The organism is [Actinomadura] parvosata subsp. kistnae (assembly GCF_900323885.1).
GTDB lineage: Bacteria > Actinomycetota > Actinomycetes > Streptosporangiales > Streptosporangiaceae > Nonomuraea > Nonomuraea composti.
In genome coordinates this window covers 717,823-741,458 of the sequence record NZ_OOHJ01000006.1, presented here as the reverse complement: position 1 = coordinate 741,458, position 23,636 = coordinate 717,823, and the positions used below count along the sequence as shown (strand labels likewise).

Below are 23,636 nucleotides of genomic sequence, written 5' to 3'. Positions count from 1 at the left end.
TGGCTTGCCGAGAAGCCTCTTCTGACCAGCGCGATCAGCTTGGAAAGCCTCAGATTTTGAGAATCTACAGGCCGCTCAGAGCCCCACATTGCGCATGGCGTTGTCGCGCCAGCGGTCGACGGCTCTGATGTAGCGCAGCACGACGGGTGAAGCCGGGGCCCAGCGGCCGTGCTTGGCGATGACGGCGACGGGGACGCCGGCAGCGTAGGCGACGGTGGCGCCGCCGGCGCGCAGGCTGTGCGCGGTGACGGTGTCGGCGGAGGGTACGTCGGCGCGGATGGCGAGGTCGCGGACGATGGTGTTGACGGCGTCGGCGCCGAGGGAGGGGCCGAGGGTGCCGTGCCGGTTGATGCGGCGCAGCAGCCGCCCGCTGCTGTGTCCGGCCTGGTCGAGCACCATAAGCCAGTCGCGCCAGGCGGCGACTGGGTCGGTGAGCGGGTGGCTGCCGCGCGGGATGGCGATGGTCTCGCCGGTCGAGTCCTTGTCGGTCTTGCTGGTGCGGATGGTGACCTCGAGCCCGTCGGGGACCTCGCGCACGTCCTCGCGCTGCAGGGCGACGAGCTCGCTGCGCCGGCCCATCAGGGCCAGGCCGAGCACGAGCAGCAGCCGGTCGCGCCGCCCGATCGCCGTGTCGAGGTCGCAGGCGGACACCATGGCGCGCAGGGCGTCGATGGTGATGGGCGGGGCTTCGCGCTGGCCGCGGCCGCCGGTTTCGGCGCGGTCGCGTTTGTAGGCGCGCAGGGCCAGGCGGGCGGAGTCGGTGGCGGGCCGGCCGGGGTGGCCGGCCAGGCGGTGCATGGTGCGCACGGCGGCGATGGCCTGTTCGATGCTGGCTGGGGCCTGGCCGGCCTCGCACAGCTGGGAGGTGTATTCGGCCAGCGTGTGGGCGGTGGCGGGCAGCGCGATGCGGCCTTGGGTGGCGCACCAGCCGGTGACAGCGCCCACTGCCGGGCGTAGGCGCGGCGGGTGTTGGCCAGCACGCCGTCAGCGATGCGCTGCTGGGTGCGCGCGCTGAGGGCATAGTCCGCGGCGGTATGCCCGGCTTCGTGCGCCCCATTTTCTGGCAGCGGATAAATCGGCGGCCGCTCCCCCGCCGCCGGCGCCGGCAGGGTCTCTCGCTCGTCGTGCACGCCCGTCTCCCGCCCCGTTCTCGCCCGCTGTTGTGGCACGCGCTGCCAGGTGTGTCGGGGACCTGCTCGCGCCGCTGCTGGCGGCCGGCGAGCAGTGGCAGGCCGCCCAGGAGGCGCTGCGCAACCAACTGGCCGAGCTGAGCAGCGGCGCACTGGCCCAGGTGGAGGCCGCCGAACAGGCCGCCGAGGAAGCCCGCGCCGCCGCCGCGGCGGCCGAGCAACGCGCCATGACCGCGGCCAGCACCGCCGCCACCCGGATCGCCGCCGCCGAACAGGCCCGCGTCCAGGCCGAGACCGCCCGCGATCGTGCCGAGGAACGCGAGCAGGACGCCTGGCGCCAGGTCGGCGAGCACCAGACCGCCCGCGCCCAAGCCGAGCAGCGCGCCACCGAAGCCGCCGACCGGCAGCGACAGGCCGAGCACAACCGGGACACCGCCCGCCGGCGCACCAGCGAACTCACCGAACTGCACGCCACCGCGACCGCCCGCATCACCGAACTGCAGCAGCAGACCCGTGAGCAGCAGGACGAGCTCGCCGACCTGCGTCGCCGGCTGCAGGAGCAGGAAGCCCGGACCCGGCAAGTCGAGCAGGAACGCGACCAGGCACGCGGCATGGCCGGGGCGCACGCCGAGGAGGCCGACCGGCTGCGCCGGGCGCTGGCCGCCGAACAGCAACGGCGCGAGCAAGCCGTCACCGCGGCCGCCGTGGCCGAGCAGGCCCGGACCCTCGCCGACCAAGCCAGGGCAGCGTCCGTCGGCGAGACCGAACGCCTGCGAGGCGAACTCGCCGACCTCACCAGCGCCCTGAAGAACGCCCACCAGCAACGCGAAGAGGCCGTCACGGCCGCCGCCGTCGCACAGGCGCTCCTGCGCGAGCAGCAATCCCATCGCGCACCTGATCAGATCGAAGCCGAAGCTCCTTCTGGCGTTACGGCAAAAGCACCAGCAGTATCGGACTCGTAATCCGTGGGTCGTGGGTTCAAGTCCCACCCGCCCTACTCCCCAATACCGCGTTCGACCTGGGGTTTCTCGGTTTTCGCCGGCCTCGAGTCTCGATGTTGATCATGGTTGGTTGCTCGGTGGGTTGCTCTTGTGTACGGACCGTGTTCGGCGGTGGATCATTTGAACCGCCATCGTCAGTTCAGACCCCGATGACGACCATCAGAAGATCAAGCCAGAAGACCTGCACGGCGTCGGCGGTCAGCGGTGGCTTCACGTGCGGTCAAGCCTTGTCCAAGCCGACTCGCCTCGCTCACCAGGCATTTCTGACCAGCAGATTAAAGATCCTCTGCTTTCGCAGCGAACTGCTCTGCCTGTGCACCGCGCCGATTCAGGATCGATCGATCAGCCTTGTGTCACCTGTGCGATAGCCCTTGAGGGCACAAGGCAGGCCCGCCGAAGGGTCGGCGGGCCTGCTTGGGCTCGGCGGTTCAGGTGGTGGTGTCTTAAGTGCGGGTGGGCAGTGATCAGGCGGGCGGTCTGGGCGCTCGCGGCGGCGGGGTCGACCAGGGCGGTGGTTGATTCGGCGGCGGCGCGGGTCACCTCGGGGTAGACGCTGGTGTAGGTGTCGCGGGTGAAGGTGGAGGAGACGTGGCCGAGGGTCTCCGGTACCACCTTCAGATCGACCCCGGCGGCAAGCATGAGCAAGGCGGCGCCGTGTCGGAGATCGTGAAGCCGCACCGGCGGTAGCCCACCTGGAAGGCCATCTGGTAGAAGTGGTCGCTGACCTGCTGGGGATGCAGCGGCCTGCCGATCTCGTCGGTGAAGACGAACCCGCTGTTGGTCCAGGCCTCGCCCGCGGCCAGCCACTCGGCGGCTTGGCGCTTGCGGTGCGCGCGTAGCGCGGTGACGGTGTCCTCGTCCAGGGCGATGGTGCGGTCGCTGGCCTCCGTCTTCGGCCTGCCCTGTACCGGTTCCCAGCCCAGCTGGGTGATCTGCCGATGCACCCCAGCGGTACCGGCGTTCAGGTCGACATCCTTCCAGCGCAGCCCGACCGCCTCCCCTCGGCGTAGCCCGCGCAGAGCGATCAACCGATACAGCGCGGACCACCTGTGAGTGGCCGCCTGGGCGAGGAAGGTGTAGGTGTGGGACGGCGTCCAGACCATCACCGGCGATGGCCGGGGCACGGACGCGTACACGTTGATCATGCTGGCGCGGCTCAGCCGAGCCCCGCGCTGCCGCTCCTCCACTGCGAGCCGCTGCTGCAGTTCCCGGCTCCAGTCGGCCACCCGCTCATCGGTCCACACCAGCGCCTTCGGACGCTCAGCATCGGGGAGCTCGACCACCGCGGCCGGGTTGAAGTCGATCAGCCGATCCTGCTTGATCGCGATATTCAGCGCGTGCCGCAAAGTGGCGCGGAGTCCCTGCCGCCACGCTCATCGAGGCAGTGCATGCGTCGACGGTCGGTCCTACGAGGCGGGGCGGAGGAGAAGTGCCTGCTCACAGCGGGCCAGTAGCCACTGCTCCGCCTCCGGAAGCGACCACCCGTTGTCGTCGGTGAGCGTGAAATAACCGGAATAGCCGAAGTAGAACCAGAGAATGTCGGTCGCGCGCCGGATGTCGACGCCGTCGGGAAGGCCGCCGAGTTCGTGCATGCGCTCGGCTACCGCCGCCAGCGTGCCGCGGTAACGCTCGGTTGATTCACGCAAGCCCTGCGCGGCGGTGTCGTCGTGCGGCGCGGCGTTCAGCAGGATCCGCATGACGGCGCCGTGATCCTCGCGGACCTGTCGGCTCGCCGAGGCCACGAGGGCCAGGATCTCATGGCAGTCCCGCAGCGCGGGCAGGCGCTCCAGGCTCTCCTTGAGGAGAGGTGCGCTCGCCCACTCGTCGACCATGATCCCGAGCAGCCCCTGCTTGCCACCCCCGACCGCGTACACGGTCCCCGGCGCCACGTTGGCGAGCTCGGCGATCTCGTCGATCTTGGTGCGGAAGAAGCCGCGCTCGGCGAACAGCGTGCGTGCGGCGTCGATGATCGCTTGACGGGTCAGTGCCGCGTAGTCGGCGCGTCGAGGGGAAGTCCGAGTGCTCACGGCTCACATGATAGAGGTTCTGTTGAGATGAGTTAAGGTCATTTCATATGAGTCGAACTCGTCTAAGATGACCTGGCACTGTACGAGTCGTGCTCGGAGCACGACATCGAGATAAGTGGGTCAAGATGACACAGCTGACAACCTCGCTGCCGGTGGAGGCGGACCTCGTTGTCGTGGGAGCGGGCGCGGCCGGATGCGTGCTGGCCGCACGACTGAGCGAGGACCGTACCCGTAGCGTCATCCTGCTGGAGGCTGGCACGACCACCGGAGAGGAACCCGAGTCCCGGACTCCCGGGAACGCTTTCCAGCTCCTTGCGGGGCCGCACGCCTGGAGCGATGTCACCACGCCGCAGGCCGCCCTCGGCGGGCGCCGGATCGGGCTCCCGCAGGGGCGCGGGCTCGGTGGCGGCAGCAGCATGAACATGATGGCGTGGTTCCACGGGCGTCCTGAGGACTATGACACCTGGCAGGCCCGGGGCGCAGCGGGCTGGGGGTGGCCGGAAGTACGCTCCACCTTACGGCTCATCGAGGACAGCGACCGCGGTGCCGATGACTGGCACGGGGCGGGCGGTCCGATGGCGATCACGTCGATCCGCGATGCCGGCCCGTTGCCGCTCACCTTTGTGGCGGCCGGTGTAGAACACGGCCTGCCGCTGGTCGAAGACTTCAACGGTCCGATCGGCGAGGGAGTGGGCCTGATCCAGAGCAACATCCGTGACGGCCGGCGGCACAGCGTGGTGGACGGCTACCTGGCACCGGCCCGCGGCCGGGACAACCTCACCGTCGCCACCGGACACCAGGTCACCGGTGTGCTGTGGGACGGCGTCCGGGCCGTCGGCGTGCGGGTGGGCGACACGGAGATCCGCGCCAGGAGCGGTGTGGTGCTGTGCGCCGGTGCCCTGCGCAGCCCGCAGTTGCTGCTGCTGTCCGGGGTCGGCCCGGCGGACCACCTCCACGACCTCGGCATCCCCGTGGTGCGCGACCTGCCCGGGGTGGGTGCCAACTTGCAGGACCACCCGATGGTCACGCCGGTGTGGCCGGTGATCGACGGCAGTCCCCTCTGGAACTCCCTGACCGCGGACGATGTCCGCGACTACCGGCTGCTGCGCCGTGGCCCGCTCGCCTCGCTCACCCAGGCCGCCGCTACGCTGCGCAGCGAGGCCGCCCGTCCGGTGGCGGATCTTCAGTTCACCCTGACCCTGCTGGGCATGACCGCTGAGATGACGCTCATCGAGGAGCCGGTCGTCACCTGTGCGATCAGCGTTCTGGACCCGGACAGTCACGGCACCGTACGGCTTGCCGGCGTGGATCCCACGCTGGCGCCGCTCGTCGATCCCGGTTACCTCCAGGACGCGGGTGACCGCGCTCGGCTGCGGTCCGGCCTGCGCCGGGCACGCGAACTGTTCAGGACCCCGACCCTGGCCAAAGCCACCGGGGGTGAGGCACTCGCCCCGGAGGACTGGTCCGACGAGGGCCTCGACACCTGGATCGACGGCAACGTGGGCAGCGAGTGGCATCCCGTCGGCACCTGCCGGATGGGCACCGACACCGCCGCGGTGATCGACCCCGCCACCATGGCGGTCCACGGAACCGACGGACTGTTCGTTGCCGACGCCTCCGTCATGCCCACCATCACCCGGGGGAACACGCAGGCCCCCACGATCATGATCGCCGAGCGAGCGGCGGAACGCATTGCGCGAGCGCGCCTCCGCTGAACCCGACCGGGGGTCTCAAGGCCGGGCACGCGGGGCCTTGGCCTTCCGCGTGGACAAGAAGTCGCACATCGTCCTGCCGATGATGCCCGGCGCCCCTGCGGCATGCGAGTTGAACACGTAAGGGAGCATGACCATCAAGATCCTTGACTAGCGCCACGACGACCTGGTGAGTGGGAGCGAGGTCTGGTTCGTGCAGCTGGACTAACCAATAACCCTTGAGTTGCTTGAGGCTCTATGAACCTCCTTAGCTCCTGGACCTGGGCTTATCTGCTGGTGCTCCGGCTTCTTCTGGTGTTGATGAGATTTCGGGGATTCTGAAGGTCTATCGTCCTGGTCGTTCGTCTTGCTGTGATGGTGAAGGCGAGGTGGCCGGAGTTGACGCTGGCTGTGGTGAAGGATCTTCGGGTGGCGCGTGCCCCGGCCACTGCCGAGGACCTGGAGGCGCTGGAGACGGACGTGCTGGCCGGGTTCGTGCTGGCGCGGGCGGCGGCGGGGCTGTCGGATGGGACGATCTCTTCCGACGTGGTGCACCTGGAGCAGGTGCGGGCTTGGTTCGGCCGGCCGTTGTGGGAGATGGAACCGGCTGACGCCGACGCGTACTTCGGCAAGGTGCTGCGTGCCACCGCGAAGGGCACCAGGCTGGCCCGGGCGCAGGCGATCAAGACGTTCTTCCTGTTCCTGGAGCTGCGGCACAAGGTCGAGATCCACCAGATGACCGGCCGCGTGGTCGAGTGCCCGATCGATGAGATGAACCGGCCGCGCGGTGGCCCGCAGGGCAAGTTGCGCATCCCGCCCACCATCGAGCAGGTGGACCGGTTGTTCGCCGGGTGGCGGCAGGAGCTGACGACCTGCCGGAAGTTCGCCCCGACCGCCCGCAACTACACCGCCTGCCGGCTGATGTCGGAGGTCGGGCTGCGCGTCAACGAGGCGTGCAAGCTGGACCTGGCCGACATCAAGTGGGGTCTGGGCCGTTTCGGCAAACTGCACGTCCGCCATGGCAAGGGCGCGCGCAGGTCCGGACCGCGTGAGCGGATGGTGCCGCTGATCAACAACGCCGCGGCGACGCTGCGCTGGTTCGTCGAGGACGTGTGGGGCCAGTTCGGCGACGACCACACCCGGCCCGGCGTGGCGCTGCTGCTGTCGGAGCGCAAGAACACCGACGGCTCGGTCGCCCGCATCGGCGACGAGACACTCCGGGCCGCGCTCGCGAGGGCCGCCGCCGCTCACCTGCCGGAATGGGCCGACGTCCTGACCCCGCACGTGCTGCGGCACTTCTGCGCCTCCCAGCTCTACCAGCAGGGCATGGACCTGATCGCCATCCAGCAGTTGCTCGGCCATGCCTGGATCGCCACCACGATGAAATATGTGCACGTCACCGGCACCCACATAGAAGACGCTTGGACCGCAGGTCAGCGGCGTGCCGCCGCCCGCCTGACGGGACTCGGGAAGGGACGGACGCCATGACCGCACATCCCGCCGGACCGGTCGGCGACTACTGGGCCCGACACGAGCTGGCGTGCGCACTCACGCTCGGCGCCACCGGACTGCCCTGCGTCCAGGCAGGAGTCGAACTGCTCATCGACACCGACCTGTGGCTGCACCGGCCCGACTTCGTCGCCGAGTACATCACCGTCGACGCCGGCGTCGCCACGGCGCTGGCCTTTGTCGACTGGGATGGGGCGATCACGGCCTTGCAGGAGGGCCGCCTGCCCTGCAGCGGCGGCGAACGCGCCGTTCTGCGCATCGCCGCGAGCATGAGCGGCGGCATCCCGGTCGACCTGCGTGACGTGCTCACCAGCCTGGACGGCGTCAACCTCGCCCTGACCGCGACCGCGATAGGAGCCGCCGCCGGACATCCGGCCGGATCGGCCGCGCCCTGGAAGGAGGCCGAGAACACATGAGATGGAACCTGCGGCTGGCCGCCGCCAACCGCGGCATCTGGAAAGCCTCTGAGCTGCAGCGGATGTTCGCCGAACACGGCCTGAAGATCAGCGCCGGGAAGATGTCCGGTCTGTGGTCGGGCGAGCCCGCCAGCATCAAACTCGATGACCTCAACGTCATCTGCGCCGTCCTCGGCTGCGGGGTCGATGAACTACTCATCCCTCAGCCGGAGAAGGTTAAGCGAGTCAATGAGCAGCAGGATCTCCCGGTCGCAGCCTCGGCGAGCTCGGCCGTGACACCCCGGCGCAAGGACGGACGAACCCTGCCACCCACCTGATCCGTTGAGCTACATCTCACCGAAGAAGCCGGCCGCGACCTGCGTCGGCTGCTTCGCTTGGGGAGTGCTGCCCGGCCGCTACTGTCGAGCCTGCTACACCTACGGCCAGCTCCACGACAAGGGCGAGTGCGCCTTCTGCGGCCGGTTCGTTCCGGTCAAGCGCGGCTACTGCCGGCTCTGCTGGCTCCAAGCCAGTCTGAACGCCAAAGGACACGTCACCGTCCTCGAACCGTTCCTGCGGGCGCTCACTCACCAGCAGCTGTTCTTCGCCGGGATGCACCGCATCCGCCAGCGCGGTGGTCCGCTACTGGGCAGGGCCGGCGGCCGCAAGGGCCGCAAACCTGCAGTTGCACCCGAGCAGCCACCGTTACCTTCACGCTGGACTCAACTTCAGCTACCGATCGCGACCCGCCGCGACTACTTGCGCTTCAACCGCCGCGAGCACGCTGACCTCGCCAACCCGGTTCTGCTCAAGGCCCGAAGGATCGCCGGCGACCTCGGCGAGCGCCGGGGCTGGACGCGATGGGTTGCCAACGACGTCGACCGGGCCCTCGTCATCCTGCTGTCCTCCCATGCCGGACACGACAGGATCAGATATTCGGAGCTCTTCCCCGTGCTCCGCCGCTACGGGCTCAGCGTTGAACGGACCGTCGAAGTCCTCGGCGAACTCGACCTGGTCGAGGACGACCGGATCCCCACGTTTGAATCATGGCTGGCGCGCAACCTCGCCGCTCTCGCCCCTGGAATCCGAGCCGATGTTGAGCACTGGCTTCGAACCTTGCGAGATGGCGGACCTCGATCTCGGTCCCGCAGCGCCGCCACCGTTTGGGCATACCTGCAAGCTGTCCGGCCTAGCCTGCTGACCTGGTCAGACCGCTATGACCACCTCAGGGAGGTCACCCGCGACGACATCCTCGCCGTCATCGACGACCTTCACGGCGCCCAACGCCACCACACCCTCAGCGTCATCCGCTCCCTGTTTCGCCACTGCAAGAAGAACCGCATGATCTTCCGCGACCCAGCAGCCCGCCTGCGAGTCGGAGAACAACCCCGCAAACTGATCATGCCCCTGGCAGACGCAGACATCGATGGGGCCGTGAGCGCCGTCTCCAAGCCTCTGGACCGGCTCATCCTCGCCCTGGCTGCCATCCACGCAGCCCGGCCCAAAGCCATCCGGGAACTCCAGCTCGACGACGTCGATCTGGGCAATCGACGCCTGACGGTCGCTGGCCGTTCACGACCGTTGGACGACCTGACCCACCAGGTGCTTCTGGCCTGGCTCACCCACCGACGCGCACGCTGGCCGAACACAGCCAACCCCCACCTGCTCATCAATCAGCAGACGGCTATGGAAACCGGCCCCATAGGCAAGGTCCATCTGACCGAACCCTTCCGAGGCCAGGCCGCCACTCTCGAGCGGCTACGCGTCCAACGACAGCTCGACGAAGCACTTGCCGTTGGCCCCGATCCTCTCCACCTGGCGGCCGTCTTCGGTCTTGATCCCAAGACCGCCATCCGCTACGCCGAGAACGCCCGCGCACTGCTCGTCGCCCAGGCCGAGGAACAAGACCCCGCCAGTCGAGACGAACCCAAGGGTCCACAGACCACATAGAGCATGAGAATCCATAAGTTCATCCTGAGAACCCTTCGGTTTGCCTGAACTCTAGGAAATCCAGGCCCTCCGCTCCCGAAGCTGGCTCCAGCCCCAAAGTAGGTGTTCGGGACTGGCAGGAGTCGTTGGCGGTGTCGGCGAGTAACGAACACCGTGGGACGAATCACCACATGACCAAGGCTGCTGACGCTACGCCGCGACCATGCTGTTGATGAATGCCGGCGAGAAGGCCTGGCAGCTCTGCGGCCGGATCGGCCTGGACACGGGGGTCAGGTACTGGCAGAGATTTAGAACGGAATCCGGCATTAACGAGGTTCTCCCAAGTCAGTGACCTCCTGCGGGGCGAGGGCCGGTGGTGCCCCTGGGCGGCCATGCCGCCCACGCTAGACCCGTGGTGCCGATCCCGATACCCCCCCGTGTGAAGGACGGAAGGTGCCGCGCACAGGTTCAGGCCGGGCGGGCGGGTCGCCGATCCTGATCGTCCCGGCGGGTGCGTCGCGGATGGACCCTCTCCTGGAGGCGTGCTCAGTCGGCTGGCCGGACAGTGTGAGAAAAATCTGGTGCGGCCAAACCTGCTCAGGCGTCGTTAACGTCGTGTCCCGGCCGCTCCCAGGCGGCCCTCGCGAGGCATCCACGACGAAGAGGAGCCCGGCCACATGGCCGAACCTACTGAGGCCGATCTGCCCGACAACTGGGGCCGGTGGGGAGCCGGGGACGAGCTCGGCACGCTGAATCTCATCACCGACGACGTCCGGGCCAAGGCCGCCGCGCAGGTGCGGACGGGCCGGTGGGCGTCGCTGGCGCAGCCGATCACGCCCAACCCGATGATCAGTAGCCCGTTCGCGCCCACCACGGTGGGCTTCTCCCCCGTACAGCACCTGATGTCCCACACCGGACTGGACGTGGCCGCCGATCTGATGCTGGTCACCAACCACCGCGCGAAGTCGACGCACCTCGACGCGCTGGCCCACTGGTCGCACGGCGGCGAGGTCTATCCGGGCCGCCCACGGAAGCAGGTCGTGACCCCCGCAGGAGTCACGCACGCCTCCACAGCGGCCTTCGCCGCCGGGATCGTGACGCGGGGAATCCTGCTCGACCCTGGCGGTCGAGGGGCCCCTTCCGCCCGCGTACGCGATCACATCGCACGACTTCGAGCAGGCCGAGAGACGGCAGGGGGTGCGGGTGAGCCCGAGTGACGGCCTGGTGGTCCGGTTCGGGTGGCCGAGCTCGCCGTCACCGGCCGGCCGTCGCCGGGGATCAGCATGGACGCGGTGCGTTGGATGCACCGCCGCGGCGTGGCCGTCTACGCCGGTGACAGGGGTGACGCGCATCCGGCGCTGGATCCGGACGGGCCGTCCCCACTGCACGGAGTCGCCCTGGGACGGATGGCGATGCCGCTGATCAACGCCGCCGAGCTCCACGGCCTCGCGGCGTTGTGCGCCGAGCTGCAACGCTACAGCTTCCTGCTCACCGTCGCGCCGCCCCGCATCCACGGACTGACCGGCGTCCCGGTCAACCCCATCGCCGTGTTCTGAGCGCCCGGCGAGCACTTCCCGCCCCGCGACCCCACCCACCATCCACCTTCAACCACGACCTCACACCCGAAGGATGACATGGACATCAAGAACCCCCTGGCCATCAGCGAGCTCGTCGACGGATGGCTGCACCTGTGGAACGGCGACCTCGATCGTGCCCGCGCGCTCGCAGCTCCGACCTTCCGCGTACACGCCGGGCTGATGGACGGCGGCGACGGTTCGGCCGTCTCCGGGCCCGACGGGCTGGCCGCCTGGATCGGCCAGACCCGCGCCCGCGTTCCCCGGCTCGCACGTCCGCCATCACCGCCTGGACCTGGCCGGCCTCCAGAGAACGCGCGCTGCCAGCCTCCTCCTGCGGAGCGATCAGGCCACCGCCTGGGACCGACACCGCGGCCCTGACCGGCCTCGGCCCGAGGACGAACCGCGAGTGAGCGGGCCAGGCTGTGTCTCGCAGCTTGGCACGTACGCTCCCGAATGGTCACCGAGTAGCTGAGCCACCTGCGCGCCGGCGCCTCTCGCCTGCGTCACGCTGTGCCGCGGTCCGGCAACGGCGGCTGCCGACGCGGTCCCGGCCGCCGGGCACATGTCCCCCGCATGACGACGCGGCGAGGGCTGCTCTGGTGCGGCGCGGCAGGAGCAGCCCTGTTCATCATCCTCTTCCTGGTCAACGACGCGATCAAGCCGGGCTACGACCCGGTGCGGGATGCCGTCAGCGAAGCCGCGATCGGCCCCGGCGGGCGGCTGCAGATCACGAACTTCATCATCGCGGGCCTGCTGATCACGGCGAGTTCGAGCGCGATATCGCGTGCGGTGACCCCCTGGGCGGGGCGGCTGGTCGCTCTCGTCGGAGCCGGCCTCGCCCTGACCGGCGTCTTCGTGTCCGACCCGGTGCCGACCCATCAACCGACCGCGCACGGCCTCATCCACAACATCACGGGCACCGTTAGTTCCACCGCGCTCCTCGTGGCCTGCTTCGTGGCCGCGAGGTGGTGGCCGACGCCGCTGTGGCGGTGGTACTCCATCGTCGTCGGCGTCGCCATGCCGGTCACGTTCGTCATCGCCGCCACGGTGAGTGAGACCTTCGGCATCTGGCAGCGGCTGACCAACATTGTGGGCTGGACCTGGCTCATCGTCCTCCACCTGCGCGCGATGAGGACGGCAGCCGCGGCGGCAGGCGCCTCCGGGCCGCCGACGGCCGTGACCTGGCCGTACCGGCCGGAGAGGTTCGCCGCACCTCTCCGGCCCCGACCGGCGCTGCTGGGCCGGGCGAGCCATCACCGGCGATGCGATCGGCTCACTTCACCCGGCCGAGGTCGCGGACCGCCGGCCGACCGGCTCGGAGGCGCCGGTCCGCCAACTGGTCCAGCCGCGGCACAGCACGTACGCCACCGCGGTCGTCACCACGAGGGACAGGTCGATGAACGCGGTCTGCACCGCGTCGGGCTTGTCCCACATGACGAAGCAGTAGATGGTGATCGCGCCCTTGTGGAAGAGCAGCAGTTCCCACAGGCCCCACTGCCGGCGCGGCGCGACGGCGAGTATCGCCCAGATTCCCGCGAAGACGACATAGGCCAGCGTCCGCCAGGCCTCGGTGATGACGCGGTCGTCGGCGACGCTGTTCATGATGAGGATCCCGTTCACGAGCGCGACGAGCGTCGCGACCGCGTCGACGGCCATCAGGGTGCGCCCGATGCGATCCGCCACGGCGGACGGACGGCCGGCGACGGAGCCGGACATCGGCGTAGTGGTCATGAGAACTCCTTTGTGGAAGGGGGCTTGCTCACTGCCGGTGCGGGCCGGTACCCGGCATCGGGCCCCAGCCGTCCTGCTCGACGTGGCCGCTGATGACCTCAGGGGCGCCGGCGATCAGGTCCATGAGGCCGGCCATCGCCGCTTTGAAGTGCTCGGAGTCCATGTGCACGCCGATCGTCTCGGGGCCGGTGTAGCCCTCGAGCGCGATGTACTGCTGCGGGTCGGTCACGCTCTTGGACCACTCCACCAGCACGTTGCCCGGCTCGGCCCGGGTGGCCTGGGTGAAGTCCTCGACCAGCGACAGCCACGCTGCTTCCTGCCCGGGGAGGACGGTGGAGGTGACGACGCTGAGAAGCACGGATTTTTCTCCTTGGATGACGAGTAGTCTCGGCGCTCGGTCATGGGCCGCGACACAAGCCGGTGGCGGCCGGGACACGACGCTAAAGGACGTCGGTCCGGATTTGGCAGTGCCAGATTTACCTAACAGTGTCAAGCAATCAGTACGGTGTCGGCATGACGCCCAACCCCACCCCGCCCGGCGCCGGCCCAACACCGCTCCGCCTGCGCCGGCGGGCCGCCGCCACCCGCGAGATCCTCGACGCGGCGCAGGAACAGATCGCGCTGCACGGCCCCGCCGGCCTGTCCCTGCGATCGATCGCCCGCAGCCTCGGTATGACCGTGCAGGCGCTCTACCACTACTTCCCCAGCCGCGACGAGCTGATCACAGCGCTGATCGCCGAGGCATACCACGACCTCGCCGACGCCGTGCAGTCGGCGCTGGAGACCACGCCGCGGCAGGACGACCCGCCGAGGTTCGTCGCCGGCGCGGAAGCCTTCCGCCGCTGGGGCCTGGACAATCCCGCCCGGTTCCAGCTCATCTACGGCACACCCCTGCTGCACTACCAGGCACCCGCCGACGGCCGTACGACCGCCGGCCCCCGCAGGCTGGCAGCCCTCCTGTTCGAAACGCTGTTCGGCACGTTCACCCGCGAGCAACTGGCCCGCGTCGACGTACCGCCACTGAGCCCCGCGCTGCGCGAACACCTCGAGCAACTCCCGCCCGAAGCGGTCGGCGGGCTTCCGCCGCAGGCCGCCGCCCTGTTCGTCAGCGCCTGGGGACACCTGCACGGCCTCGTGGTCCTGGAGGTGTTCGGGCACACCGCCTTCATCGGCCCGCTGCAGGCGGAGATCTTCCGCGGCGCCATGCACACCCTGCTCGCCGACGCACACCGCCGCGTACCCGCCCGGCCGGCCTCCGATCCGAACGCGCCGGGTTCCCACGTATCGTGAAGACATCACGGAGCTGTCTGACCGGCGTGCCGCTCCGTCGGCTGGTCGCGACCTTGCCGTCGCACGGGACCGTGCCGGTGGAGGGCTGGCCTGCCATGGGTGGGCGGCCCGCCGGTAGGGCGCCGGGCGCGAACGGCGGTCCCAGCCACACGGTCCTTTTCCTGACGACGAAGGTGCTGCCTGATGCCTGGGCGAACTGTCCACCGTCGCCGCCCGGATCACTCCGGACGCGCCGATGACCGGGGTGACGCTGCGGCACGCCGGTCAGGTGCTGACGGCGGGCTCCTCCGGCGCGCACGGCCCGAAGAGCCTGCCGGTCACCGGGGGCGCGTGACCGTGAATCGCTCGTGAAGTCGGTGCCGTAGCTGCTCGGGGTCAGCGGCCACCTGCTGACTGTCGCCGCTCGCTACTGGGACCCAGCAGGGCCCGCAACTCGTCGGCGATCAGCAGGTCGGGATCGAACTTCATGCCGGCGAAGTGGCCCGCGAGCTCCAATGACAGCACCCCGTGCAGCCGCGTCCAGAACGACAGCGCCCGATGCAGCGTCGTGGCCGGCGCCGGATGCCCGAAGACCCAGTCGCGGTGCGTCTCCAGATGGGTGTCGAACGGCGTCGCCGGCCCGCTCGCCGGCACCGCCCCGCACACCTCCAGCAGCACCGTCATTACCTCGAACGAGATCTGCACGGTGTCGTCGGGCGCGTGGTAGCCGGGGACGGGCGTGCCGTAGATGAGAAGGTACCGCTGGGGGTCGCTGCGCGCCCACTCCCGGATCGCGCGGGCCAGTCCGATCAGGTCGGCGCCGGAGTCGGCCGCCGCCCGTACCTCGTCGGCGAGGCTGCGGTAGGCGTCGCGGATGAGCGCGGTGATCAGCTCGTCGCGGCTCGCGAAGTACCGGTACAAGGCGGGACCGCTCATGCCCACCTGCTTGGCGATCGCGTTGAGCGAGAGGACGGCGACGCCCGCCGTGGCGATCTGCTCCCACGCGTGCCGCTTGATCTCCTCGCGAACCTGAGCCCGGTAGCGCTCCCGCGGGCTCTGCCCATCTCGGTCCGTCATCGGCCGCTCCTTCTTCGTCTCTAGTTAGAGCATCTCACGTTTCCTATTGACGCTCACTTCTACTGCGTTATAGCTTCTAACCATTGCAACTGGCACTCAACTTTGGGAGAACATCATGCCGAAGGTCCGCCTCCTCGCGATCCCTCTGGCCGCCACACTCCTCGCCGCCGGTGCCGGCGCCGCCGACGCCGCCACCCTCGACCGGACGAACTCGGTGACCTGCCGCGGCAAGGGCATCGACCCCCGCGCCAAGCTGCACCACCGCACCCAGATCCTCATCAAGGCCCCGCTGCGCACCGTCTGGAACCTGCACACCGACGTCGAACGCTGGCCGTCCTGGCAGGAGCCCGTCACCAGCGCCAAGCGACTCGACCGGGGCTCGCTGCGGAAGGGCTCGAAGTTCCGCTGGACCACGCCGGCGCCCGCCACACCCGCGACCCCCGCCACCACCCTGGTCATCACCTCCACCGTCAAGGACCTCAAGCGGGGCGCCTGCGTCCGCTGGAGCGGCCCGGCCGTCGGCGAGGGGCTGCGCATCGACAAGGGCGTGCACGTCTGGACCTTCACCGAGGTCAAGGGCGGCGTCCTGGTGCGTACCGAGGAGAGCTGGACCGGCGGCCAGATCGAGGCCGACCCGGAGACCTCCATCAAGTACCTCGCCCCCGGCCTCGACCTCTGGCTGACCGCCCTCAAGTCCGCCGCCGAAGCTCGCTCCAACAGGAAGTGATCATGAAGCCCACCGCCCGCCCCTCCCTGCCCGCCATCGTCGCCGCCTGGACCGCACCGGTCCTCGTCCTCGGCGGCTTCGCCCTGCTCTCCGGCATCCCCATCGCCATAGTGCTGATCGCCACCCTGCGTGATGCCCGCCTGCGCACCCTGCGCTGGTGGAGCGGGGCGCTCGTCGCGGCCTACGCCGTTCCGGTGACGTTCTGGCTGGTGGGGCCGAGCGACGCTCCGAGCCTGACCAAGTACATGAGTCCCACCGTCACCGCGATCCTCGTCGCGACCGGCGTGGCCGTCGCCCTCGCGTTCCACGTCCAGCGCAGACGCACCGCGGCGCGGGCCACAGCGGGCTGACACCAACCGCACCCGAGGTGGAACTGTCCGAAACCGGACGGTGAGGATGGGAGCGGGCGGGCGGATGCCGAAGGTGCCGTGCAGACCCGTGCGGGTTCCGTGCTGGTTCCCGCGCGGCGGGAGGAGGGGGTCATGCCGAAGTGGCCCGACAAGCTACGTTTCAGCGACCGCCGGAAGAAGGTCCAGCCGTCGCGGCCGGGGCCAAGCCCGCGTCGGGCACATTGCATAAGCATCCGACACAAGAGCCACTGACTCTCCATCAGCGGGTCCGGGGTTCGAGTCTCTGGCGGCGCACCACGCGAGAAACCGCAGCTCAGGATGCTGAGCCGGTTCGGCGGTCGTTCTGGGCCCAGCCGTCGTGACCAGCCGTGAGTGTTAAGGGGGCGTTCACGCCGTTCTCGTCTGCGTCCAGGGTGATCAACTTCTCGAACGCGGAGGTAGGCATGAAGACGCGAAGAACGACCGGCCGCCTGGTCCTGATCATGTCCGTCGTGGTGACCCTGTTACTGGGCCTGACACCCCCGGTGACGGCGGCGGTGCCGCGGTTCGTGCTGCCGAGTGGTTCGGCCGGGACGTTCTCCGTGGCCGTGGCGGCGGAGTCCGTCACGCTGACCCTCGAAGGCGGCCATTTCGATCCCGGCCGGATGAGGGACATCCTCCAGGAGACGCAGCGGCGCAACTCGCGCCTCAGCGACACCTTCCGCGAGGACTTCCAGGCCAACCCGCACGGCATGGAGGGCGGCGGCGAGGACTTCGAGAGCTGGCCCGACTTCAACGGGCACCTGTCGATGACCGACACCAGCGTCTCGGTACGCATCGAGGGCGACCAGCCGCTCACGAACTTCTCGTGGTGGGCCGAGGTGCTGGCATCGGTCGCGGGCGGGCTGACCGGGCTGGTGCTGCGGGCCATCTGCATCGGCTTCTTCCCCGAGGCGGCCGTGATGTGCGTCTCCATCGGCGGCTTCGTCGGCGGCATGACGCGGGGCATCATCATCCAGGCCCTCGACGGCACCCTGAAGGACGCCGCCGAGTGGGCCAAGACGCTGGGCGGAGCGATCGCCATGGCCGCCACGGGCGCCGCCTGGGAGGCCGGGGTCAAGAACTGGGCCAAGGAGGTGCTCCCCGGCCACATCGAACGCCTGGGGCAGGAGATCATCCGGCTGGGCAGGAAGCTGGCCTCCGGCTGGGCGAGGTTCAAACAGGCCTGCGTGGACGCGGGTAATTTCGTGGCGGACGTCGCGCACAACCTTGGCCAGGCGATCTCCAACCTCCAGATTCACCAGGGGCTGCGGGTCATGCCGCTCGGAGACTCGATCACCTACGGCCAGGAGAGCATCGACGGGAACGGCTACCGCGACGACCTGTTCGGTTACCTCAAGAACCTTGCGCGCGACGTCAACTTCGTCGGGTCGGTGAGACACGGCACGATGGACGACCCCGACAACGAGGGCCACCCGGGCGACCGGATCGACGAGATCGGGCACATCACCGACTGCACTGTACGGCGCTACAAGCCGAACCTGATCACCCTGCACGCCGGCACCAACGACATGAACCAGAACTACAACCTGGCCTCCGCGCCCAGCCGGCTCAAGAGCCTGATCAGCCAGGCGCTGAGCACCTCACCAGCCGCCACGGTGCTGGTCGCCAAGCTCATCCCGACCGCCAAGCCCGGCCTGCAGCCGCGCATCGACGCCTACAACGCGGCGCTGCCCGGCGTGGTGAGCGACCTGCAGCAGGAAGGCAAGCGCGTCCTTCTGGTGGACATGAAGCGGGTGCTGGTCAGCGACGGACTGCAGAACGACGCGCACCCCACGGACGCCGGCTACCGCAAGATGGCCGCCGCCTGGTTCGGCGGAGTGCTGGAGGCCCACGCCAGAGGCTGGATCCGGCAGCCGGGCGAGGAGTTGCCGCCCATGGCCTGCAACCCCGCCGATGACCTCGACACCGCCCCGCCGTCCGGCGACGGCACGACGGCTCTGGGCGCCGGATGGCGCAAGCTGGGCGTGATCGCCCCCGGATACGGGCACAGCGTGGGCCGTACGATCATCGCCGAGCTCAACGGCGACAAGCGCGCCGACTACCTTCAGGTCCGGGACGACGGCAGCGTCCGCACCTCGGTGAACACCGTCGGCACGCCCGGGTTCCCCGACTGGGTGGACGTGGGCACGTACGACCCGGGAGACCACCCCGGCGACGGCACCGCGAAGATCGACGTTGATCCGGACTCGGTGCGCTTCGCCGACCTCAACGGCGACGGGCGCGACGACTACCTCGTGGTCAGCCCGGACAGCAAGGTACGCGCCTACCTCAACTTCGCGGGGACGGACGGCCACCTCAGGTTCGTCCACCATGGGATCGCCTTCCAAGAGGAGTCGTTCAACCGGGCCAACCTCCGCTTCGCGGACGTCACCGGGGACGGGCGCGACGACATCCTGCGGGTCAGCGCGGAGGGCGCGGTCCACGTGTACCGGAACCTGTGGAACCCGGACGACAGCGGGGGCAACGACGACAGGGGGCCCGAGTCCTCGCCCAGAGGGCCCGAGTCCTGGCCGCTCTGGCTCAACTGGGCCGGCGGCACGAAGGGCTCGTCGCTGGCTGCCGTGAGGTTCGCCGACGGCGACGGCGACGGCGCGGCCGACTATCTGCAGGTCAGCGTGGAGGGCGCGGTGCACGCCTTCCTCAACCGCGGCGGCGGGGGCAACGGCAGCTTCGAGCCCCGCTACGACTGGGCGCATGCGTCCGGCTATCCCCGCGAGTACGTCACGTTCGCCGACATCAGCGGTGACGGCAGAGCCGACTATCTGGTCGTCTACCACGGCGGCGCGGTCCGCGCCTGGCTGAACCGCGGCGGTAACCAGTAGTACTTCGCTGGGCCGAGACCTTGTGAGACGGTCGCCGCATGACTCCGGCGGGGCCGGCTGATGTCCGTGGCCGTCCTGAGGGTTTCGCGGGTGAGGTGTTCACCTCTTCCGCCCGGCGCGAGCAGCGATCCGGCGGCGGACCCTCACTCCGCTCATCCAGATCGGACATGGCCGACTCGGATCTGGCCGGAATGCACTTCAACGCCACCGGCGGCAGGGCCTGACGCAGTTCCTCCGGACCCGCCGCGCCGATCACGACCCGAGGACCGCGCATCGCCAATCACCGATCCCCCACCACCAGAAAAGCCCAATCGGGCCAATCCCGGCGCAATCCGGCCAGCGCCTGCCGCGCCCACGCCTCCTGACCGAACGCCGACACCCGATCCGTCCCCTGGCCTCCCCGTCCCTTCCCCTGTCAAGGCAGGGGCCATCCCAATGGCCCCCTCGCCACCCACCCTTCTCCATCGTGGGAGCCTGCTCCACCCGCTGACACCGGCAGATCACTCACCGGGCCCGCCTCCGGATCACCGGAGTCTCCTTTCCGGGACCCACAGCAGCGGCAAGACGACCTTGGCCCGGCGCATCGAGATGGAACTCCGCGCCACCGGCCTGAACGTCGTACGGACCGGTGGCCTGGCCAAGCGCGCCGCCGAGCTCGGATTCCCGAAGATGACCCGGCACACCGCCGCCTCCACCGAGTGGATCATCACCGCCGGTGCCGCAGCCGTCCTGGAAGCGGAACTCACCGCGGACATCGTCATCGTGTACCGCATCGCATACGACGCCCTCGGCTACTAACCTCGCCGCCCTCCATAACCGCGGCGAGACCGCCTCAGCCGACGATGTGGACCACCTGACCAGCCTCGCCCGGCTGCACACCCGCCGCCTCTCCTTCATCATGGCGACCGTCTTGGACCCCGCCGTCCCCTTGGACGTTCCTTTCGGCAAGGACCCGGACTACACCAATCTGGGGTTCCGCGCGTCCGTCGACCAGCACCTCCACCAGCTCCTCAAGGAACTGCACCCCGGCTACGTACCGGTTGGCCGGCGCGAACACTCCAGAGCCGCCGACTCGGCCGTCACTTTGGTCACGTACCTACTGAAAACTCGTGAGCCTTCTCATCCCTGGCGGTGTCATCACCATCGCAGGCAAGTGTCCTCGCGGGTGCCGGTCACCGTCACCGTGGCCTTCTGATGCAGGAGCAGCCGCGGCAGGACGGCAGCTTCGCGTACAGATAAGAAGGTGCCGGCTGCGGTGATCGCTGGGATGCTCGGCTACAGCGACGAGCAGACCAGCCGCGTCGCGGCCGAAGCCGGAAGTCCATGGAGCCGCTACGCCCCCATCGACGAACACCCCCACGCCTGACCACAGCGACATGGAATGAGCCTCATGACGACCCTCCGCGGGCCACGTTCGGCGGCCGAGATTCGCACCTACCTCAAAGACCGGCTCAACCAGGCGCTTCGCCGGCCCGGCATGTTCGGCGGCGAGAAAGCCCTGCGCCTCCTGTTCGATCACCTGGCCTACGCCGAACACCAGGAGACGGAGTGGGCGCAGGCATTAGAGTCCCTGGAAGCGCGGGGCGCCTTCAACTCCCTCGGCGTGACCGGAGCGCTCGCCACCGTCCTGCCTGATCCCTGCGACGACGGCGTTGCCTCGATCTATGCCGAACTCGCCCACGACCGCGGATGGCTCCAGGCCGACAGAACCCTGACGACCGAAGAGCATGCGTCCCTGCGCCGTAAACTCATCGCTTGGACTGCTCACGACCGCACCCTCACCGACGTGCGAGAGGAGTTCGGCCCGCCCTCCGTCCTTCTCGGCGGCACCAACCCCTGCTTCGGCATGACACTCGCCTACCTGACCGGGCAGGTGACGGAACCGATCATCTTCTTTCATCTCTGGAACGGCGGCCCTGACGAAACCGAGATGATTTGGCGCTCCAGCTATGACGAACCCGTCCTCTTGGCCGTCCGCTTCGGCAGGGAAGCGTTCAAGGACACCTTCACCTTCACGCCGGAAGGAAGCAGACGCCGTCCGGCCTGACGTCCCGCGGCCTCGCTCATCTGGCTACTACGTCGTGTGACCTTTGCAGTTCCAGAGGGCGCGAACACCCGACACTTGATTACGCGAGGTCGCCAGTTTCGGCCGCCCTGTTGGCGCGGATGATGGGGAAGAGCGGCTCGATGGAGTCGGTGTCGGGCATGAGCGTGGTGAGCATCTCCCCCGTCCGTTCGGCCTCGCTCACCGAGCGGGCCAGCATCACGGCCTCGTAGGCGTCCAGGGCTTGTTCGATGGTGGGGTGGTCGATGACGGCCTGGGCGAGTTCGGCGCCGTCGAGCATGGCGAGGTTGGCGCCGACGCCGGCCGGCGGCATCAGGTGCGCGGCGTCGCCGAGCAGGGTGATCCCGGGCACGCGCTGCCAGGTGTGCGGGACGGGCAGTACGAAGACGGGCCGGTTGACGAACGGGCCCTCGTTGCGGCGGATCAAGGCGAGCAGGCTCTCGTCCCAGCCCTCGTACATCTTCAGGAGGCGGTCGCGCAGGGCATCGGTGTCCTCCGGGTCGAGGCCCGCGTTCCAGTCCAGGGGGCCGCGGAAGGCGATGTAGACGCGGACGTGGGCGTTGCTGTTGCGCTGCGCGACGAGGCTGAGGCGGCCGGCCTTGGCGGTGAACGTGCCCGGTCCGATCAGGCGGGCGAGGTCGGGCTGACGATGGTCGATGTTGTCGAAGTGGATCTCGACGAAGGTGACGCCGCTGTAGACGGGCTCGGCGCCGGTGAGGGCGGGACGGACCCGGGACCAGGCGCCGTCGGCCCCTACCACCAGGTCGAAGATCTCGCTGCGGCCGCTGGAGAAGCCGAGGCGCACCGTCCCGTCGGGCAGCGCGGTGGTGGTTTCCACGGCGTGACCCCAGCGGACGGTGCCGGGGGCCAGGGAGTCCAGCAGCAGGGTGCGCAGGTGCCCGCGATCGATCTCGGGGGCGGCGAGATCCCCTGCGTCGGGGACGAAGTGCCGCACCATGACGGCATCGCGGTCCATCATGCGCACTTCCTGGCCTTCGGGGCGGGACAGGGCGAGGAACCCGTCGAACAGCCCGGCGGCACGCAGGGCGACCTGTCCGGTGGGGGCCTGGATGTCGAGCATGCCGCCTTGGGGACGGGCGGTGGGACCGGTCTCGCGTTCCAGGACGGTGACGGGGACGCCGTGGTTGTGCAGGATGCGGGCGCAGACGAGCCCGCCGGGGCCGGCGCCGACGATCGCGATCCGGGGAGTGTCGGACATGCGGATGGTGCTCCGTTCGTGAAGGGAGTGATCGAGGAATCGGGTTGGTCAGGCGGCACCCTGGGCGGCGTCGCCTGGCACTCCGCCAACATAACCGAAGCGGACTCGAAATCAAATCCGATTCGACTTCGGATCCGGTCCGGCGATTGGCTAGGATGGGGGGATGACGGAGACCATGGGGCGCCGGGAGCGCAAGAAGGCCCAGACCCGCCGGGCCCTGGCCGACGCCGCGCTGGCGCTGTTCACCGAGAAGGGGTTCGACAACGTCGGGGTACGGGAGATCGCCCATGCCGCCGACGTCGCCCTGAGCACGCTCTTCCAACACTTCCCCAGCAAGGAGGCACTCGTCTTCGACATGGACGCCGACCTGGAGGCCGGCCTGGTCGCCGCCGTACGCGACCGGCCCACCGGGCAGAGCGTCCTGCACGCCCTGCGCGATCACCTCATCGCCAGAGAGCAGCGGCGCGGCACCGACGACCCGGCCCGCGCCGCCCATGTCGCCCTGGTGAACTCCACGCCCGCGCTGCGCGAGTACGCGCGCGGCATGTGGCTACGCCACCAGGACGCCCTGGCCGCCGCCATCGCCGAGGCCGCCGGCGTCTCCAGGGACGATCCCGCCACCACCGCTCTCGCCAGGTTCGCCCTGGAATGCCCCTCCCTGGGTCGCGACGGCCAGGACCTTCGGCACCTGTTCGACCTGCTGGAACACGGCTGGGGAGACTGGCTCACCGACCACGAACGCCGGCCCGCTCGCCCGTCTCAGGGAACTCATCAACACCTGAAGGAGGCGGAGCATTAGGAAGAGCGGCCTCTCCAGCGGCCTCTTGGGGAGGAGCTGACCGGACACGCGCTCACCGAACGCCGGGCAGTTCGAGTGCCGGCGGCGAGGACCTCACATCGCCCAGCACCGACGGCCTGTTCGATGCTGTCCATACCCACACGATCACCTCCGCCGACGTCATGACCGGAAGCAGGCAAGCCGCACCGTATGCGCAACTGGCCGCCGATCGCGTCGACTGCCACGAGCTGATCGAGCAGCTGCTCTGGACACCGGTCGCCGAGATCGAGCTGTATC

General features: G+C 69.2%; 25 protein-coding genes and 1 pseudogene. 18 read left to right on the top strand and 8 right to left on the bottom strand.

All coding sequences use genetic code 11. The annotated features are described in order from the left end of the window. Positions 1–75: 75 nt before the first annotated feature. The gene (locus tag KIS93_RS07275) at positions 76–945 is read right to left on the bottom strand and encodes a tyrosine-type recombinase/integrase (protein WP_222107307.1); all 870 of its coding nucleotides are present in this window, start codon (positions 943–945) and stop codon (positions 76–78) included. Between the two features lie 217 nt (positions 946–1,162). On the opposite strand from KIS93_RS07275, the gene KIS93_RS07270 reads away from it, so the two are divergent. Next, positions 1,163–2,092, top strand: a complete 930-nt coding sequence (locus KIS93_RS07270) for a coiled-coil domain-containing protein (protein ID WP_155127228.1) — start codon at positions 1,163–1,165, stop codon at positions 2,090–2,092. Positions 2,093–2,473: 381 nt separating this feature from the next. Here the strand turns inward: KIS93_RS07270 and KIS93_RS68875 are convergent, their stop codons facing one another. The 3 genes from KIS93_RS68875 to KIS93_RS07260 are packed head-to-tail and all read right to left on the bottom strand — an operon-like array spanning position 2,474 to position 4,158. Beyond that, complete coding sequence (locus KIS93_RS68875) at positions 2,474–2,770, bottom strand: hypothetical protein (RefSeq protein WP_080038713.1); 297 nt, start codon at positions 2,768–2,770, stop codon at positions 2,474–2,476. Continuing rightward, entirely contained in the window at positions 2,746–3,477 is a 732-nt protein-coding gene (locus KIS93_RS68870) for a tyrosine-type recombinase/integrase (RefSeq protein WP_080038712.1), read from the bottom strand. Before KIS93_RS68870 ends, KIS93_RS68875 begins: the two co-directional genes overlap by 25 nt. 60 nt (positions 3,478–3,537) lie before the next feature. Beyond that, positions 3,538–4,158 carry a TetR/AcrR family transcriptional regulator gene (locus tag KIS93_RS07260; RefSeq protein WP_080038711.1) on the bottom strand — a complete coding sequence of 207 codons (621 nt, stop codon included), beginning with the start codon at positions 4,156–4,158 and terminating at the stop codon, positions 3,538–3,540. Positions 4,159–4,310: 152 nt separating this feature from the next. Here KIS93_RS07260 and KIS93_RS07255 point away from each other — a divergent pair, with 152 nt between their 5' ends. The 9 genes and pseudogenes from KIS93_RS07255 to KIS93_RS68865 form a co-directional block, all read left to right on the top strand. Further along, the gene (locus KIS93_RS07255; RefSeq protein WP_222107305.1) at positions 4,311–5,873 is read left to right on the top strand and encodes a GMC family oxidoreductase; all 1,563 of its coding nucleotides are present in this window, start codon (positions 4,311–4,313) and stop codon (positions 5,871–5,873) included. Between the two features lie 405 nt (positions 5,874–6,278). After that, positions 6,279–7,337, top strand: coding sequence for a tyrosine-type recombinase/integrase (locus KIS93_RS07250; RefSeq protein WP_222107218.1), 1,059 nt, complete (start codon positions 6,279–6,281; stop codon positions 7,335–7,337). Then, a complete protein-coding gene (locus KIS93_RS07245) occupies positions 7,334–7,774 on the top strand; it encodes a hypothetical protein (protein WP_080038709.1) in 441 nt (146 codons plus the stop codon). Before KIS93_RS07250 ends, KIS93_RS07245 begins: the two co-directional genes overlap by 4 nt. Continuing rightward, positions 7,771–8,091 carry a helix-turn-helix domain-containing protein gene (locus KIS93_RS07240; protein WP_080038708.1) on the top strand — a complete coding sequence of 107 codons (321 nt, stop codon included), beginning with the start codon at positions 7,771–7,773 and terminating at the stop codon, positions 8,089–8,091. The genes KIS93_RS07245 and KIS93_RS07240 overlap by 4 nt, the downstream gene beginning before the upstream one ends. Before the next feature lie 4 nt (positions 8,092–8,095). After that, entirely contained in the window at positions 8,096–9,703 is a 1,608-nt protein-coding gene (locus tag KIS93_RS07235) for a tyrosine-type recombinase/integrase (protein ID WP_155127225.1), read from the top strand. Between the two features lie 656 nt (positions 9,704–10,359). Then, positions 10,360–10,899 (top strand): hypothetical protein, encoded by a 540-nt coding sequence (locus KIS93_RS63150; RefSeq protein ID WP_222107304.1) that lies wholly within the window; start codon positions 10,360–10,362, stop codon positions 10,897–10,899. 21 nt (positions 10,900–10,920) lie between these two features. Further along, on the top strand, positions 10,921–11,238 hold the full coding sequence (locus KIS93_RS63145; protein WP_222107303.1) for a cyclase family protein: 318 nt from the start codon (positions 10,921–10,923) through the stop codon (positions 11,236–11,238). A 78-nt stretch (positions 11,239–11,316) separates the two neighbouring features. Then, complete coding sequence (locus KIS93_RS07225; protein ID WP_155127222.1) at positions 11,317–11,637, top strand: hypothetical protein; 321 nt, start codon at positions 11,317–11,319, stop codon at positions 11,635–11,637. A 195-nt stretch (positions 11,638–11,832) separates the two neighbouring features. Beyond that, positions 11,833–12,318: pseudogene (locus KIS93_RS68865) on the top strand (DUF998 domain-containing protein); the annotation flags it as partial. A 219-nt stretch (positions 12,319–12,537) separates the two neighbouring features. Here the strand turns inward: KIS93_RS68865 and KIS93_RS64740 are convergent. Continuing rightward, on the bottom strand, positions 12,538–12,990 hold the full coding sequence (locus tag KIS93_RS64740; RefSeq protein WP_230466165.1) for a hypothetical protein: 453 nt from the start codon (positions 12,988–12,990) through the stop codon (positions 12,538–12,540). Positions 12,991–13,018: 28 nt separating this feature from the next. Beyond that, entirely contained in the window at positions 13,019–13,348 is a 330-nt protein-coding gene (locus tag KIS93_RS07210; protein WP_080038707.1) for a putative quinol monooxygenase, read from the bottom strand. A 155-nt stretch (positions 13,349–13,503) separates the two neighbouring features. On the opposite strand from KIS93_RS07210, the gene KIS93_RS07205 reads away from it, so the two are divergent. Continuing rightward, positions 13,504–14,280, top strand: a complete 777-nt coding sequence (locus KIS93_RS07205; RefSeq protein WP_080038706.1) for a TetR/AcrR family transcriptional regulator — start codon at positions 13,504–13,506, stop codon at positions 14,278–14,280. Positions 14,281–14,655: 375 nt separating this feature from the next. Here KIS93_RS07205 and KIS93_RS07200 read toward each other — a convergent pair whose 3' ends face one another. Continuing rightward, entirely contained in the window at positions 14,656–15,336 is a 681-nt protein-coding gene (locus KIS93_RS07200) for a TetR/AcrR family transcriptional regulator (protein ID WP_080038705.1), read from the bottom strand. A gap of 115 nt (positions 15,337–15,451) precedes the next feature. Between KIS93_RS07200 and KIS93_RS07195 the strand changes: the two genes are divergently transcribed. The 6 genes from KIS93_RS07195 (at position 15,452) to KIS93_RS07170 (ending at position 21,324) form a co-directional block, all read left to right on the top strand. After that, positions 15,452–16,063: an SRPBCC family protein gene (locus tag KIS93_RS07195; protein ID WP_080038704.1), complete on the top strand. Its 612-nt coding sequence runs from the start codon at positions 15,452–15,454 to the stop codon at positions 16,061–16,063. A 2-nt stretch (positions 16,064–16,065) separates the two neighbouring features. Further along, a complete protein-coding gene (locus tag KIS93_RS07190) occupies positions 16,066–16,413 on the top strand; it encodes a hypothetical protein (RefSeq protein WP_080038703.1) in 348 nt (115 codons plus the stop codon). A gap of 443 nt (positions 16,414–16,856) precedes the next feature. Further along, positions 16,857–19,277, top strand: coding sequence for a GDSL-type esterase/lipase family protein (locus KIS93_RS07185; protein ID WP_080038702.1), 2,421 nt, complete (start codon positions 16,857–16,859; stop codon positions 19,275–19,277). 570 nt (positions 19,278–19,847) lie between these two features. Continuing rightward, positions 19,848–20,075 carry a hypothetical protein gene (locus KIS93_RS07180; RefSeq protein ID WP_080038701.1) on the top strand — a complete coding sequence of 76 codons (228 nt, stop codon included), beginning with the start codon at positions 19,848–19,850 and terminating at the stop codon, positions 20,073–20,075. 46 nt (positions 20,076–20,121) lie between these two features. Next, positions 20,122–20,472, top strand: coding sequence for a hypothetical protein (locus KIS93_RS07175; protein ID WP_080038700.1), 351 nt, complete (start codon positions 20,122–20,124; stop codon positions 20,470–20,472). A 195-nt stretch (positions 20,473–20,667) separates the two neighbouring features. Beyond that, a complete protein-coding gene (locus KIS93_RS07170) occupies positions 20,668–21,324 on the top strand; it encodes a hypothetical protein (RefSeq protein WP_155127218.1) in 657 nt (218 codons plus the stop codon). A gap of 79 nt (positions 21,325–21,403) precedes the next feature. Here the strand turns inward: KIS93_RS07170 and KIS93_RS07165 are convergent, their stop codons facing one another. Further along, positions 21,404–22,561, bottom strand: coding sequence for an FAD-dependent oxidoreductase (locus tag KIS93_RS07165; protein ID WP_080038699.1), 1,158 nt, complete (start codon positions 22,559–22,561; stop codon positions 21,404–21,406). Between the two features lie 163 nt (positions 22,562–22,724). On the opposite strand from KIS93_RS07165, the gene KIS93_RS07160 reads away from it, so the two are divergent. Next, positions 22,725–23,360 carry a TetR/AcrR family transcriptional regulator gene (locus tag KIS93_RS07160; RefSeq protein WP_080038698.1) on the top strand — a complete coding sequence of 212 codons (636 nt, stop codon included), beginning with the start codon at positions 22,725–22,727 and terminating at the stop codon, positions 23,358–23,360. The last annotated feature ends 276 nt before the right edge of the window (positions 23,361–23,636 follow it).

What these genes read in the sequence shown, in the direction of transcription:
- KIS93_RS68875 (WP_080038713.1), bottom strand. Translation starts at nt 2,770, where the DNA reads ATGCTTGCCGCCGGGGTCGATCTGAAGGTGGTACCGGAGACCCTCGGC.
- KIS93_RS07245 (WP_080038709.1), top strand. Translation starts at nt 7,334, where the DNA reads ATGACCGCACATCCCGCCGGACCGGTCGGCGACTACTGGGCCCGACAC.
- KIS93_RS07240 (WP_080038708.1), top strand. Translation starts at nt 7,771, where the DNA reads ATGAGATGGAACCTGCGGCTGGCCGCCGCCAACCGCGGCATCTGGAAA.
- KIS93_RS63150 (WP_222107304.1), top strand. Translation starts at nt 10,360, where the DNA reads ATGGCCGAACCTACTGAGGCCGATCTGCCCGACAACTGGGGCCGGTGG.
- KIS93_RS07225 (WP_155127222.1), top strand. Translation starts at nt 11,317, where the DNA reads ATGGACATCAAGAACCCCCTGGCCATCAGCGAGCTCGTCGACGGATGG.
- KIS93_RS64740 (WP_230466165.1), bottom strand. Translation starts at nt 12,990, where the DNA reads ATGACCACTACGCCGATGTCCGGCTCCGTCGCCGGCCGTCCGTCCGCC.
- KIS93_RS07205 (WP_080038706.1), top strand. Translation starts at nt 13,504, where the DNA reads ATGACGCCCAACCCCACCCCGCCCGGCGCCGGCCCAACACCGCTCCGC.
- KIS93_RS07200 (WP_080038705.1), bottom strand. Translation starts at nt 15,336, where the DNA reads ATGACGGACCGAGATGGGCAGAGCCCGCGGGAGCGCTACCGGGCTCAG.
- KIS93_RS07195 (WP_080038704.1), top strand. Translation starts at nt 15,452, where the DNA reads ATGCCGAAGGTCCGCCTCCTCGCGATCCCTCTGGCCGCCACACTCCTC.
- KIS93_RS07190 (WP_080038703.1), top strand. Translation starts at nt 16,066, where the DNA reads ATGAAGCCCACCGCCCGCCCCTCCCTGCCCGCCATCGTCGCCGCCTGG.
- KIS93_RS07185 (WP_080038702.1), top strand. Translation starts at nt 16,857, where the DNA reads ATGAAGACGCGAAGAACGACCGGCCGCCTGGTCCTGATCATGTCCGTC.
- KIS93_RS07170 (WP_155127218.1), top strand. Translation starts at nt 20,668, where the DNA reads ATGACGACCCTCCGCGGGCCACGTTCGGCGGCCGAGATTCGCACCTAC.
- KIS93_RS07165 (WP_080038699.1), bottom strand. Translation starts at nt 22,561, where the DNA reads ATGTCCGACACTCCCCGGATCGCGATCGTCGGCGCCGGCCCCGGCGGG.
- KIS93_RS07160 (WP_080038698.1), top strand. Translation starts at nt 22,725, where the DNA reads ATGACGGAGACCATGGGGCGCCGGGAGCGCAAGAAGGCCCAGACCCGC.